Origin of the sequence: Paracidovorax oryzae ATCC 19882 (genome assembly GCF_000687165.1) — a bacterium.
Classification (GTDB): domain Bacteria; phylum Pseudomonadota; class Gammaproteobacteria; order Burkholderiales; family Burkholderiaceae_C; genus Paracidovorax; species Paracidovorax oryzae.
Genome location: NZ_JMKU01000031.1, coordinates 37225 through 50007, shown reverse-complemented (window position 1 = coordinate 50007; position 12783 = coordinate 37225). Strand labels below are relative to the sequence as shown.

Sequence of the window (12783 nt, the reverse complement as noted above, 5' to 3'; positions counted from 1 at the left end):
CTTGCACAGATGACTTCGCGATACACGCACTTGCAGCCCGAAGAACGCCTCACGCTGGCCTCGCTGGTCCAGCAAGGATGGAGCGGGCGATCCATCGCCCGCTTGCTTGGGCGCAGCCCCAGCACCGTGTGCCGGGAACTGGCGCGCAACAGCACCCCTCGCGACGGCTATGCCTTGCAATCCGCCCAGGCTGCCTGCCAGGCCCGCCGCAGAGCAGCGCGTCCTGCCCCCAAGCTGCACCCGCACAGCCGCCTCTGGCGCATCGTCTGCGATCTTCTGCTCTGGCGCTGGTCGCCCCAGCAGATTGCCCGCACACTGCAGCGCATGCATCCCGACGACCCACGCCAGAGCGTGTCCCACGAGACCATCTACAACGCCATCTATGCCTATCCCCGCGGGGAGTTGAAGAAGCAGTTGCTCGCCTTGCTGCGCCAGGGCCGCAGTGGGCGCCGCCCCCGCTCTGCCGGCCAGGACCGGCGCGGGCAGATTCCAGACATGGTCAGCATCCACGTACGCCCACCCGAGGCCGACGACCGGCTCATGCCCGGGCACTGGGAGGGCGACCTCATCAAGGGCGCCAACAACCGCTCCGCGGTGGGCGTACTGGTCGAGCGCAGCACGCGCCTGGTGCTGCTGTGCCGCATGCCCGATGCCACCGCAGAATCGGCCCTGGCGGCCTTCACGGCCAAGCTCAACCAGGTGGCCCAGCCCATGCGCCAGACGCTCACCTATGACCAGGGCAAGGAGATGGCCCGCCACCGCGAACTCGCCCAGGCCACGGGCGTGCGCGTGTACTTCTGCGATCCTCACAGTCCATGGCAGCGTGGCAGCTGCGAGAACACCAACGGACTGCTGCGCCAGTTCCTGCCCAAGGGCACCGACCTGGGTATTCACGATCAGGCGGCGCTCGATTCGATTGCTGACCTCATGAACAACCGCCCTCGCGAGACCTTGGGATGGCGCTCTCCCTATAAAGCGTTCCAGCAGTTCATGCAGGCCATTGCGCAGCAGCAGGACGCTACTATTCACTGAAACGGAAACTCAATCTCAAACAGTGGTGTTGCACTTCAGGTTTGAGACCACTTTGATAAAAATTCGTCCTTATCTGCTAATAGAGCATCCGAGTTATCGGAGTTTTTCAGTAATGGTAATTCAAGAGGTGGCTTGCAGGTAGGGAATCGTACAGTGCTTGAACTACCAAATTCAGGTAAAGCTAAGGTTTTCTCCGGCGTTACCGAGGAAGAGGTCAAGACATATTTTGAAGAGTTAACCGGTACAGCACTGCCTAATCCTGTCCCACTAACCATTCGCGGCAACGCAGGAGTGCGTTACACTGTCGATAACGCCAACGGAAATTTTGTTTTGCGCGATGTATCTGCATCTGTTGATCAAACCGGAGCGGCTTGGACTATGGAAATTTCGCGAGGAATAGCTCATCAAAAGGCGCGGGTGGAATTAAATTCTTAAAATAAAATGCTCAACAATAAAGATGAAATTGTTTCCGAAGCCTTCGGATTATGGGCTTCAGCTATTTTTAGCAACATTGCCGGATTTAATCCTGGGATATCTTTTTTTGAGCAAAAAGAAGAGTTCTTTTTGTTGATTGAAGACTTGCTAGAAAAGGGGCGGGTGAGGTTTTTGGTTCCAAACGAATTTTATCCTCACGGCGGAGATATTTGGGAAAATTCTTCAAAAAATATAGTTGATTATTTGAAATCAAAGTTTCCAAAGAATGCTATTTCAGAAAGTGATCTAAGTGACTATTTTTATGAAATACCGCCGATTTTATGGGTAGATGAAGAAGGTTGCCTACACGGTTCATAGTCCGTGTAACGACGTTGATTCTCGTTAACTAGGGAAGGTCTGCAAAACCCTGCCGCTTACTAGTGTGTGAAGTGAGTCGCAATTAAGGATGAAAATGTTTAATATATCATTTAGAGATGAGCCATTTTTTCGAAACGATGAGCTCGTAGCGTTGGGATTTATTGAGGGAGCAGGTTTAAGAGAGAATTTCTGGGCGCCTCTAGAATACTGGAAAAAAATCAATATGAAATGCAGTGGCGGGATGCGATTAAGATGGTGCTCGACGGTCGACCATCAGCGCTTATCACTGCTATGCGAGATCCGAAGTATGCACGTTTTATCAACTGGTGGCCAATTTATCCTGTTGAAGATCATTTTCGATTGCATAATCAGATGCTTTTGCTAGAGGGTATAAAAGATAATTTTAATGAACAAGATATATATATAAATGTTCCTCCTTACACAAATATCAATATTGATGGAGAACTCTTGTGCGAATGGAGACTTTCCAAGTCTTTAATTTTAGATTTTCTCAATTCTCTTTGAACTCCAGCAATCAGCGAGCGATGGAATGTCACAGTGACATGTAGCGCGGCGCAGGCTCCGGACGGCAGCGTGACGGCGGCGCTGACAAACCAGGCGACGCAGTCCACGAGCAACGATGCGCGCTAATGACCTGTCCCCTGCAGCCGTACCAATCATTGGGGTAGACGTCCAGCGTTTTGCAGGTCAGATTTGTTGCTGACCCGAAGGCGCGTTTGCCGAGCACCATCGGGTACAGCACATCATGAGGATGCCTTACCGCCCTTGAAACGTCTTCGTGCTATATAACTCCCGCGGCAACCGCTTGAGCACCGGCAACCCGGTCGCCCCATCCTTCCCCTGCTTTTCGATGTAGCTGAAAAACACATCCGCATCCAGCACCCCGATGTCCAGCCGCCGCGCCGCAGGCACGGCCGCCAGTGTCTTGTACCCATCCCCGCCCGTGGCGTTGAAGCTCAGCACGAACAGCTTGTACGTCTTCGTCGCATTCAGGGGCTCCCACGCGCCCGAGGCGGCATTGCGCACCTCGATGCCGGAGACACGCTGGCCGGCCGCGGCGGCAGCGTTCACGTCGAAGCGCAGGCCGCCGGTGTAGGGGTAGGGGCCGGTGGAGCCGCCGGTGCCGAAAACGGCTTCCATGCCGTCTTCCAGCATGGCCTTCACTTCCGTGCCGGTCACGTCGAGGCGGAAAAGCATGTTGCCGAAGGGCAGAACCTGGATGACCTGGGCGGCCGAGACGGTGCCCTGCAGGGGGATGCGCACGCCGCCGCCGCTTTGCAGCGAGATGTCGGCGCCGCCGTAGCGGGCGTTGGCCACGTCGAGGTACGCCTGGGCGACCAGTTGCTGGATGTCGCCGCCGCGCGCGCTCACGCTGCCTTCGGCGTTGCAGGCGGCGCTGGAGCGGCTGTAGTCGGTGGAGCCCGCGCCGCCGGGCACGCGGCGCGAGCACAGTTCCTCGGTCGCCACGGCGACCTGGGTGCGGTTGAAGACGGACACGCGGTCCTTGAAGGGCTGCAGGGTGGCGGTGGCCGCGGTGGAGGGCTGCGTCACGTGCAGGAAACCGGTGGCGGCCACGCTGGCCTGCAGGGCTTTCGCTTCCGCCTCCGTCGGGGCCTTGCCGCCGAGGGTGAAGTTGTCGCCGATGAGCACGTGCGGGGTGCCGGCGCATTGGGTGACGTTGCCGTCGGCGTCGAAGCTCACCTTCAGTTCGCCCACCACCTGGGCGTATTCCCAGGCCTGGACGATGCAGACGGTGCGGCCGTCCTTGTCGGTGGTGCGCGTCGGGTAGGCGCCGCCGGGCGTGCCCACGCCGGTGGTCTTGAGCGCGTCGGGGCCGAGCAGGGTGTGCGAATCGGCACCCACCACCACGTCCACGCCCGAGAGCTTGGGCACGATCTGGCGGTCGGCGTCGTAGCCGATGTGGCTCATGAGCACGATCTTGTTGATGCCCTGGCCGCGCAGGCGGTCGATCTCGCGCTGGGCGGCGGTGGCTTCGTCCTCGAAGGTGGTGTCCGGATCGGGGCTGGAGGAGGCCTTGGTCTTGCCGGCGACGGTGAGGCCGACGATGCCGATTTTCTGGCCGCCGCGCTCGACGATGGTGGAGGCCTGGACGGCATCCGGGGCCTTGGCCGCATTGAGCGCGGAGCTGGCGCCGAAGCGCACGTTGGCGCTCAGGGCCGGTGTCTTGCAGCTGCCCTTGCGCAGCAGGTCCAGGAAGTTCTTGAGGCCCGTGTCGCCCTTGTCGAACTCGTGGTTGCCGAGCGTGAAGGCGTCGAAGCAGACGGTGTTCATCAGGGCCGCATCCGCTTCACCGTCGGCACCGGCGCGGTTGAAGTACAGGGTGCCGGTCAGGGCGTCGCCCGCGTGCAGCTTGAGCACGTTGGCCGAGCGTTTGGAGAGTTCGTCCATGGCGGCGGTGACGCGCGGGAAGCCGCCAGCATCCACGGCCACGGTGGCCGGCGTCGAACCGCCCGTGGAGAGCTGCAGGGTCCTGGACCTGGCTTCCAGCGTGGAGTGGTGGTCGTTGATGTGCAGGATGGTGAGTTCCATCGGCTCGCCCTGGAAGACGCCGCCACCACCCGATCCGCCGCCGCAGGCCGCCACCAGGGCTGCCGCGGCCAACGCCGCGCTCCGCGCCAGGACACGGTGCCCCAGGACGTGGCCCTGCGTGTTCTCCTTGTGTTTTCCCATATTGGCCTTCATGGCGTTCTCCTTACTGCTTGTGACAAAGCCCGCATGCTTGCGGCGCGGCGTGACAGAACGATGAATGGGGGAGGGCGGGGAAAGTGATTGGGGGCACACTCCGGGTTCGTTGCGATCCCTTCCTTCTTTCCATCCATGGCCTCGCCTGCTCCCGCTTCTTCTTCCGTTGTTCCGGATACCGGTTTTCCCGCCATCCTCTGCACGGTGGACGTGGTGCTGCTGACGCTGAAGGGCGGGGTGCTGCACGCCGTGCTGCTGCGGCGGGCCGACGGGCCGCACGCGGGCGGCTGGGCGCTGCCGGGCGGCTTCATCCATGCGCAGGAGGACGCCACGGCATGGGATGCGGCGGCCCGCGTGCTGCGCGAGAAGACGGGCATCGCCAGCCCCTACCTGGAGCAGCTGGCGACCTATTCCGGGGCGAGGCGCGATCCGCGCGGCTGGTCCGTGTCCATCGTCTATTGCGCGCTGGTGCCGGCGGAGCTGTTGCGGGAAGACAGCGAGCGGCTGCAGGCGGCGCCCGTGGGCGCGCTGCCGGCGCTGGCCTTCGACCATGCGGACATGGTGGCGCTGGCGGTGTCGCGGGTGCGGTCCAAGAGCCAGTATTCGTCGCTGCCGGTGTATTTCTGCGGGGAGCGCATGACGCTGCCGCAGCTGCAGGCGGTGTACGAGGCGGTGCTGGGCGAGCCGGTGAACAAGGTGAGCTTCCGCCGCAAGATCGACGAGCTGGGCATGCTGGAGCCGGTGGACGGGCTGATGGAGTCCGGCGCGCCGCACCGGCCGGCGCAGGTGTACCGGCTGCGGGAGGCCTTCCGCCGGTGCCTGTCCGTGGTGCCGCGGGGGCTCAATAGCTGAAACCTAGAATGCGGGCACGATGTCCGCCGGCATGTCCCCGTCCCCTTCCTCCGCGATGCCCTTCCCCGTGCCGGTGCGCACGGAGTGCCCGCCCGGCGCCTGCAACTGCGACCTGCAGGCGATGCTCGCGGCGCCGGACGCGGACCGCCGGGTGCTGCGGCTCACGCGCGACGAAGAGAAGCGCCTGGTGCAGCGCCTGGAGACCATCGAGAGCCTGGCGGACCTGCGGCGCATCGAGTGCCGGCTGGAGGAGCAACTGGGCATCCGGCTGAGCATTTCCCAGGGGGCGAGCGAGGTGCGCACGCTGCGCGGTATCGCCATCCTGGTGCACGAGCAGCGCGGGCTGTGCCGCAAGACGCGGCAGGCGATCGCCGCGGCCATCCGCCGCGGAATGGAGCGGCGGCCGGAGATCGCCTTCGCGCTGCTGGACGAGGGCGGGCTGTTCGGCTGATGGCGGGCGCCGTGCCCGGTGGCGCGGCCTTGTACCACGGCGTGCAATTCCCCGTGCGAGCGCGGCCTCGCGGCCGCTCCTACACTCGGCCGTTCCTGACATTCCCAACCCAACTACCAGGACCCGACACCATGGAATTGCTCGATGTGCTGCAGTGGCGCTATGCCACGAAGAAGATGGACCCCGCCCGCGCCGTGCCGCAGGACAAGGTGGACCGCATCGTGGAGGCGGCCCGGCTGGCGCCCACCTCCAGCGGCCTGCAGCCCTTCGAGGTCATCGTGGTGACGAACCCCGACGTGCGCGCCCGCATCCAAGAGGTGGCGTGGAACCAGGCGCAGGTGACCGACGGCTCGCACCTGCTGGTGTTCGCGGCCTGGGACGACTACACGGCCGAGCGCATCAACGCGATGTTCGACTACACCAACGAGGTGCGCGGCTTCCGCAACGAAGGCTGGGAGAACTACCGCAACATGCTGCTGGGCTCGTACCCGCAGCGCGGCGCGGAAGTGAACTTCCAGCATGCCGCACGGCAGGCCTACATCGGCTTCGGCGCGGCACTGATCGCCGCCGCCGCCGAGCAGGTGGACAGCACGCCCATGGAAGGCTTCCAGCCCGAGGCGGTGGACGAGATCCTGGGCCTGCGCGCGCGCGGGCTGCGCAGCGTCACCCTCCTGCCGCTGGGCTACCGCCAGCCCGAGGGCGACTGGCTGGTGAACCTGGAGAAGGTGCGCCGCCCACGCGACCAGTTCGTGACGGAAGTGCGCTGACCGGCCGGCTTACGGAATCACTCGTGCCGCCGCCGGGGCGGCGCGAGCCTCCGCATCGCCCGCAAGATCGGCCGGCGTATCCACGTCGCGCAGGATGCCCGGGTCATCCACCGCGACGGTGCGTGCCGCATCCCAATCGATCCGGTGCGCGGCCGCCTGCGCGCCGCTGGCCTGTGCCAGGGGCGCGAAATACCGCCGTGGAATGCCGCGCGGATTGCCCGGGCGGCCCTGCCAGAGCGGCAGCGCGGGTTCTCCGGGGAATTGCACCAGCGCATCGCGCAGGGCCGCCAGAGTGTCGTCGCGCACCCAGGGCATGTCCGCCAGGCCCACCACTACGGCCTGTAGCCAGGGCTGCGCCAGCGCCCAGTGCATGGCCGCCGCGAGCGAGGTGCCCTGGCCTTCGCTGCAGCGCTCGTTCGGCACGGCGTCGAGCCCGAGGCGTGCGCAGAGCTCCAGGCCGAAGTCGTCATCGGGGGGCATGACCACGGCGGTCCGCACGAAGACGCGGGCGAAAGACCCGGCCACGGCGGCAAGCAGTGGCGTGCCGTCCGGCAGCAGGGCGCGGCGCTTGTCGCTGCCGAAACGCGACGATGCGCCGGCCGCCAGGATGATGCCGGCCACCGCGGGTGCGGCCCTTGCATCCGAAGGCTCGGCAGAAACGTTGGAGGCGTGTGGCAGGCCGGACAGGGGCACGGAAGGCATGGCTGCAGCATACGGCCCGGCGCGGCCTTGCGCCACCGGAGGGGCTGCCGAGGCCCGGCGAAGCGGTGCTTGCGAGGCGCTGCACCGCAGGCCGCATGGGTCGTATGGCCGCGCCAGGCCGACCATGGGCGCGCGATCTTCCTACAGGGTCCGCCGCACCTGCCGACGACACTGTTTCGTCCACCGGCCGTGAAGGAAGCGAGATGTCATCCAGCCACCCCATGTCGGTCGCCCGCGCCAGCGGTCCGGCCGACTCCGCCGTGTCGATCCACGCCATACGCCTGCACGTGAACGGAACGCCACGGCACCTCGATATTCCCTGCTGGGTCACGCTGCTCGACACGCTGCGCGACCTGCTCCAGCTCACAGGCACCAAGAAGGGTTGCGACCACGGGCAGTGCGGGGCCTGCACGGTGCTGGTGGACGGGCAGCGCATCAACAGCTGCCTCACCCTCGCCGTGATGCACGACGGCGCACACATCACCACCGTGGAGGGCCTTGCCGGCCTGCGGAGCGGTGCCGGGGCCGATGCCGATGCCGATGCCGATGCGGGCGCAGCCTCCGCGGATGCGCGGCAGGGCAGCGATGCGCTGCACCCGCTGCAGCAGGCCTTCATCGACCACGACGCCTTCCAGTGCGGCTACTGCACGCCGGGCCAGCTGTGTTCCGCCGCGGGCCTGCTGAGCGAAGGCGGCGTGCGCACGGCCGACGACATCCGCGAGCGCATGAGCGGCAACCTGTGCCGCTGTGGCGCGTATCCGCAGATCGTGCAGGCCGTCGCCGAGGTGGCGGGTGTGCCGCTGCGCGGTCCCGAGCGGCCCTCTGCGCACGCAGCGCAGGCCACACCGCAGGCCCGGCCGGCGCCAGCCGGGGAGGAGGCAGCATGAGGGGCTTCGACTACGTGCCGGCGGCCGACACCGAGATGGCGCTCGCCACCATGCCGCAGGGCCTGCACCATGCGAGCGAGCGGGCGCTGCCCGCGAAGTTCATCGCCGGCGGCACCAACCTCATCGACCTGATGAAGGAGAGCGTGATGCGGCCGCGCCGCCTCGTGGATGTGGGGCGCCTGCCGTTCGCGGGCATCGAGGAAGCCGAAGGCGGCGGCGTGCGCCTGGGTGCGCTGGCCCGCAATGCCGCCACCGCCAGGCATCCGCTGGTGCGCGAGCGCTATCCGCTGCTCTCGGCCGCCATCCTGGCCGGGGCCTCGCCGCAGATCCGCAACATGGCCACCAACGGTGGCAACCTGTTGCAGCGCACGCGCTGCCACTATTTCTACGACGTGGCCGTGCCGTGCAACAAGCGCGAGCCCGGCACGGGCTGCCCGGCGCGCGACGGGCTGGCGCGGCAACTGGCCATCCTGGGAACCAGCGACCATTGCATCGCCACGCACCCGTCCGACATGTGCGTGGCCCTGGCGGCGCTGGAGGCCGTGGTGCATGTACGATCCCCAGGCGGCGAGCGCGCGATTGCCTTCGCGGATTTCCACCGGCTGCCCGGCAGCGAGCCCGACCGCGACACGGTGCTGGCGAGCGATGATCTCGTCACCCACATCGCGCTGCCGGCGCAGGGCTTCGCGCGGCATGGCGCCTACCTGAAGGTGCGCGACCGTGCCTCATATGCGTTCGCGCTGGTGTCGGTCGCGGCGGGGCTGGACCTGGGCGAGGACGGCCGCATCCGCGCCGCGCGCATCGCCGTGGGCGGCGTGGCCCACAAGCCCTGGCGCGTGCCGGATGCAGAAGAAGCCCTGGCAGGCCGCGAGCCCACGGCGGAAGCGTTCGCGCAGGCGGCCGGGCGGCTGCTGCAGGGCGCGCGCGGCCATGGCGCGCCCGGCGGCCCGGGCGACAACCAGTTCAAGATCGAACTGGCCCGCCGGGCCATCGTGCGCGCGCTGGAGATGGCGCGTGACGGCGAACTCACCAACACCGGCGAACTCGGCGCCGGCCACGTACAGGACGCGCAGCCATGAATGCACCGATGCCGAACGAAGCGGCGGACCGCGCGCAGGCGGGGCAGCAGCCCCGCGCCGATGCCGGCACCGGGCCGGTGAAGCTGGGCATGCCGGTCTCGCGCGTGGACGGGCGCCTGAAGGTGACGGGCCAGGCGCGCTATGCGGCCGAGCACCATGCGGAGGGCATGGCCCATGGCGTGGTGGTCAACAGCAGCATTGCCAAAGGCCGCATCCTGCGCATGCACCTCGACCGCGCCCGCGCGGTGCCGGGCGTGCTGGACATCATCACCCACGAGAACCGCCCGAAGGTCCGCTCCATGGACCTGTTCTACAAGGACATGACGGCGCCGGGCGGCTCGCCCTTCAAGCCGCTGCTGGACGACGTGGTGCGCTACAGCGGCCAGCCGGTCGCTCTGGTGGTGGCCTGCACGTTCGAGGCGGCGCGCTGCGCGGCGTCGCTGGTGGAGATCGACTACGAGGTAGAGCGCCACGAGACGCACCTGCTGCGCCACCTGGGCCGCGCGCGAGATCCCAGCCGCATGAAGGCCGGATATTCGCCGCCCCCGAAGCCGCGCGGTGACGCCGACGGCGCGTTCGAGCGCGCGCCCGTGAAGATCGAGGCCGAGTACTACAGCGGTGTGGAGCACCACAACCCGATGGAGATGCACGCTTCCACCGTGCTGCGCGCGGAGGACGGGCACCTCACCATCTACGACAAGACCCAGAGCCCGCAGAACAGCCGCTGGCTGGTCTCGCGCGTGTTCGGCCTGGGCGGGGACGAGGTCACGGTGCGTAATCCGTTCGTGGGCGGCGCGTTCGGCTCGGGGCTGCGCCCGCAATACCAGCTCGTGCTCGCCGTGATGGCGGCGCTGCACCTGCAGTGCTCGGTGCGCGTGGTGCTCACGCGCCAGCAGATGTTCACCTTCGGCCACAGGCCCGAGACCTGGCAGCGCCTGAAACTCGCGGCCGACCGCGACGGCACGCTGCGCGCCATCGTGCACGAGGCGGTGGCCGAGACCTCGCGCATGGAAGATTATGTGGAGGTGGTGGTGAACTGGTCCGGCCAGCTCTACCGCTGCGACAACGTGCGGCTCGGCTACCGGCTGGTGCCGCTCGACCAGTACACGCCACTGGACATGCGCGCGCCCGGCGCCGCGCACGGCGTGCATGCGCTCGAAGTCGCCATGGACGAACTGGCCTATGCGCTGCGCATGGACCCGCTCGCGCTGCGGCTGAAGAACTACGCCGACCGCGACGCATCGAAAGACCTGCCGTTCTCCACCAAGGAGCTGCGCGCCTGCTACGGCCTGGGTGCGGCCCGCTTCGGCTGGGACGGCCGGCCGGTCGAACCCCGCTCGATGCGCGAGGGTCGCGAACTGGTGGGCTGGGGCATGGCCACCGGCACCTGGGATGCGATGCAGATGTTCGCCAAGGTGCGCGCGGTGCTGCGCGCCGACGGCCATCTGGAAGTGAGCAGCGCGGCCTCGGACATCGGCACCGGCACGTACACGGTGATGTCGATGATCGCGGCCGAGGCGATGGGCCTGCCGCTGGAGCGTGTGACGTTCCGCCTGGGCGACTCCACGCTGCCGATGGCCCCGATCGAAGGCGGCTCCTCCCACGTGGCCACCGTCGGCTCGGCGGTGGAGGGCGCCTGCGAGAAGCTGCGCCGCCTGCTGTGGGCGCTGGCGCAGCGCACGCGCGGTTCGGGCTTCGAGCGCACGCTGCTGCGCGACGTGGAGTTCGTGGACGGCCGGCTGCGCCGCCGCGGTGCGCCCATGGAAGACCGCGGCATGGCGCTCACCGACATCCTCGCCGCGCAGGGGCGCTCGCAGGTCGAGGCCCGCTACCTGCTGCTGCCCAACGTGCTCAAGCAGAAGAACTACGTGCGCGCCACGCATTCGGCCGTGTTCTGCGAGGTGAAGGTGGACGAGGAGATGGGCACCGTGCGCGTGACCCGCGTGGTGAGCGCGATCGCGGCGGGCCGCATCCTGAGCGCCAAGACGGCCCACAGCCAGATCACCGGCGGGGTGGTGTGGGGCATCAGCCAGGCGCTGCACGAGGAGACGCAGACCGACCATGCGCTGGGCCGGTTCATGAACCACAACTATGCCGAGTACCACATTGCATCCAACGCCGACACGCCGCCCATCGACGTGATCTTCGTGCAGGAGGACGACCGCATCGTGAGCCGCCTGGGCGCCAAGGGCGTGGGCGAGATCGGCATCGTGGGCGTGGCCGCGGCCGTGTGCAATGCGATCTTCCACGCCACCGGCCGGCGCGTGCGCTCCACGCCGATGACGCCCGACAAGGTGATGCGGCCCGCACCCGACGTGCCGCCCCAACCCATGGAGCGCGTGCCCGCCGCGGTGGCGGCGCAGGCGATGGACGCACCGCAGTGACGCACGGCACCGATCCCGAACTCCGCGTGGCCCGTGCGCTGCACGACTGGCGCGCCGCCGGCCGCCATGCGGTGCTCGCCACCGTGCTGCGCACCTGGGGCTCGTCGCCGCGGCCCGTGGGCTCGTGGATGGCGCTGCGGGACGACGGCCTGATCGAAGGCTCGGTGTCCGGCGGCTGCATCGAGGACGACCTGCTGCAGCGCTTGCTGCCGGGCGCCGCGCAATGGGCCGGGCGGTCGCCGGAGCGCGTGCGCTACGGGCTCACCGCCGACGAGGCGCACCGCTTCGGCCTGCCCTGTGGCGGCACGCTGGAGCTGCTGCTCGAATACGACCCCGACACGCTGTGGCTGCAGCGCCTCGTGCAGTGGCTGCAGGAGCGCCGCGTGGTGTGGCGACACCTGCGCTGCGCGGACGGCGCGGTGACGCTTTCCACCGAAAACCTCGCCGCACCCGTGCAGGGCGCGCCTTCGCTGCTCGACCATGGCGACACGCTCGCGCAGCGCCTGGGGCCGTCGCACCGCATGCTGCTGATCGGCGCCGGAGCGCTCACGCAGTGCCTCGCGGCGATGGCGATTCCCTGCGGCTTCGCGGTGGCTGTCTGCGATCCGCGCGAGGAGCACCGGCTGGGCTGGAACCTGCCCGGCGCGGAACTGGTCGAGGGCATGCCCGACGATGCCGTGCTGGCGATGGGCATGGACGCGCACACCTGCGTCATTGCGCTCACCCACGATCCGAAGCTGGACGATCTGGCGCTGCTGGAGGCCCTGCAGGGCGACGCTTTCTACGTGGGCGCCATCGGCTCGGCCGCCACCACCGCCGCGCGGCGGCAGCGGCTGCGCGTGCATTTCGGCATCGGGGAGGATGCGCTTGCGCGCCTGCGCGGGCCCATCGGCCTGGCGATCGGCAGCCGCACGCCGCCGGAGATCGCCGTGAGCGTGCTGGCCGAGGTGATCGCGGCGAAGAACGGCACCATGCTGCCCGCCGCGTCGCGCATGACCGAAGCCGCGCTCATCCATGGCGATGCCGCGGGCGCGGCCTGTGGCTGGACACTCCACGGTGGCGCCGCGGCCGCCTGACGCGGGCGCGGCGCATGCGCCGATGGGACCGTAGGAG

General features: G+C 67.3%; 13 protein-coding genes. 11 read left to right on the top strand and 2 right to left on the bottom strand.

The window, feature by feature from the left end:
- The first annotated feature begins 9 nt into the window (after positions 1-9).
- From T336_RS0119665 to T336_RS26790, 4 genes are all read left to right on the top strand, one after another.
- On the top strand, positions 10-1032 hold the full coding sequence (locus tag T336_RS0119665; protein ID WP_035226632.1) for an IS30 family transposase: 1023 nt from the start codon (positions 10-12) through the stop codon (positions 1030-1032).
- Between the two features lie 153 nt (positions 1033-1185).
- Positions 1186-1467 carry a hypothetical protein gene (locus T336_RS26290; RefSeq protein WP_084151473.1) on the top strand — a complete coding sequence of 94 codons (282 nt, stop codon included), beginning with the start codon at positions 1186-1188 and terminating at the stop codon, positions 1465-1467.
- Positions 1468-1473: 6 nt separating this feature from the next.
- Positions 1474-1824, top strand: a complete 351-nt coding sequence (locus tag T336_RS26795) for a hypothetical protein (RefSeq protein ID WP_156957904.1) — start codon at positions 1474-1476, stop codon at positions 1822-1824.
- Between the two features lie 189 nt (positions 1825-2013).
- Positions 2014-2349 (top strand): hypothetical protein, encoded by a 336-nt coding sequence (locus tag T336_RS26790; RefSeq protein WP_317135412.1) that lies wholly within the window; start codon positions 2014-2016, stop codon positions 2347-2349.
- 252 nt (positions 2350-2601) lie between these two features.
- Here the strand turns inward: T336_RS26790 and T336_RS0119660 are convergent, their stop codons facing one another.
- The gene (locus T336_RS0119660) at positions 2602-4536 is read right to left on the bottom strand and encodes a bifunctional metallophosphatase/5'-nucleotidase (protein WP_051647355.1); all 1935 of its coding nucleotides are present in this window, start codon (positions 4534-4536) and stop codon (positions 2602-2604) included.
- Between the two features lie 147 nt (positions 4537-4683).
- Here T336_RS0119660 and T336_RS0119655 point away from each other — a divergent pair, with 147 nt between their 5' ends.
- The 3 genes from T336_RS0119655 to T336_RS0119645 all read left to right on the top strand — a co-directional run bounded on the left by T336_RS0119655 (position 4684) and on the right by T336_RS0119645 (position 6618).
- Positions 4684-5400, top strand: a complete 717-nt coding sequence (locus T336_RS0119655; protein ID WP_019702792.1) for an NUDIX hydrolase — start codon at positions 4684-4686, stop codon at positions 5398-5400.
- A 19-nt stretch (positions 5401-5419) separates the two neighbouring features.
- The gene (locus tag T336_RS0119650) at positions 5420-5851 is read left to right on the top strand and encodes a hypothetical protein (protein WP_035226631.1); all 432 of its coding nucleotides are present in this window, start codon (positions 5420-5422) and stop codon (positions 5849-5851) included.
- A gap of 131 nt (positions 5852-5982) precedes the next feature.
- Positions 5983-6618 carry an NAD(P)H-dependent oxidoreductase gene (locus tag T336_RS0119645; RefSeq protein ID WP_026433825.1) on the top strand — a complete coding sequence of 212 codons (636 nt, stop codon included), beginning with the start codon at positions 5983-5985 and terminating at the stop codon, positions 6616-6618.
- Positions 6619-6627: 9 nt separating this feature from the next.
- Here T336_RS0119645 and T336_RS25440 read toward each other — a convergent pair whose 3' ends face one another.
- Positions 6628-7320: a nucleotidyltransferase family protein gene (locus tag T336_RS25440; protein ID WP_051647352.1), complete on the bottom strand. Its 693-nt coding sequence runs from the start codon at positions 7318-7320 to the stop codon at positions 6628-6630.
- A gap of 203 nt (positions 7321-7523) precedes the next feature.
- Between T336_RS25440 and T336_RS0119635 the strand changes: the two genes are divergently transcribed.
- Genes T336_RS0119635 through T336_RS0119620 form a run of 4 tightly spaced genes read left to right on the top strand, consistent with a single transcriptional unit; the run spans position 7524 to position 12746 of the window.
- Positions 7524-8207 (top strand): (2Fe-2S)-binding protein, encoded by a 684-nt coding sequence (locus T336_RS0119635; RefSeq protein ID WP_026433824.1) that lies wholly within the window; start codon positions 7524-7526, stop codon positions 8205-8207.
- Positions 8204-9286: an FAD binding domain-containing protein gene (locus T336_RS0119630; RefSeq protein ID WP_026433823.1), complete on the top strand. Its 1083-nt coding sequence runs from the start codon at positions 8204-8206 to the stop codon at positions 9284-9286. Before T336_RS0119635 ends, T336_RS0119630 begins: the two co-directional genes overlap by 4 nt.
- Positions 9283-11670 (top strand): xanthine dehydrogenase family protein molybdopterin-binding subunit, encoded by a 2388-nt coding sequence (locus T336_RS25435; protein ID WP_035226630.1) that lies wholly within the window; start codon positions 9283-9285, stop codon positions 11668-11670. Before T336_RS0119630 ends, T336_RS25435 begins: the two co-directional genes overlap by 4 nt.
- On the top strand, positions 11667-12746 hold the full coding sequence (locus tag T336_RS0119620) for an XdhC family protein (RefSeq protein ID WP_026433822.1): 1080 nt from the start codon (positions 11667-11669) through the stop codon (positions 12744-12746). The genes T336_RS25435 and T336_RS0119620 overlap by 4 nt, the downstream gene beginning before the upstream one ends.
- Positions 12747-12783: the final 37 nt, after the last annotated feature.

Excerpts from the sequence above, each read along its gene's own strand:
- T336_RS0119665 (WP_035226632.1), top strand. The coding sequence starts at position 10 with ATGACTTCGCGATACACGCACTTGCAGCCCGAAGAACGCCTCACGCTG.
- T336_RS26795 (WP_156957904.1), top strand. The coding sequence starts at position 1,474 with ATGCTCAACAATAAAGATGAAATTGTTTCCGAAGCCTTCGGATTATGG.
- T336_RS0119660 (WP_051647355.1), bottom strand. The coding sequence starts at position 4,536 with ATGGGAAAACACAAGGAGAACACGCAGGGCCACGTCCTGGGGCACCGT.
- T336_RS0119655 (WP_019702792.1), top strand. The coding sequence starts at position 4,684 with ATGGCCTCGCCTGCTCCCGCTTCTTCTTCCGTTGTTCCGGATACCGGT.
- T336_RS0119650 (WP_035226631.1), top strand. The coding sequence starts at position 5,420 with ATGTCCGCCGGCATGTCCCCGTCCCCTTCCTCCGCGATGCCCTTCCCC.
- T336_RS0119645 (WP_026433825.1), top strand. The coding sequence starts at position 5,983 with ATGGAATTGCTCGATGTGCTGCAGTGGCGCTATGCCACGAAGAAGATG.
- T336_RS25440 (WP_051647352.1), bottom strand. The coding sequence starts at position 7,320 with ATGCCTTCCGTGCCCCTGTCCGGCCTGCCACACGCCTCCAACGTTTCT.
- T336_RS0119635 (WP_026433824.1), top strand. The coding sequence starts at position 7,524 with ATGTCATCCAGCCACCCCATGTCGGTCGCCCGCGCCAGCGGTCCGGCC.
- T336_RS0119630 (WP_026433823.1), top strand. The coding sequence starts at position 8,204 with ATGAGGGGCTTCGACTACGTGCCGGCGGCCGACACCGAGATGGCGCTC.
- T336_RS25435 (WP_035226630.1), top strand. The coding sequence starts at position 9,283 with ATGAATGCACCGATGCCGAACGAAGCGGCGGACCGCGCGCAGGCGGGG.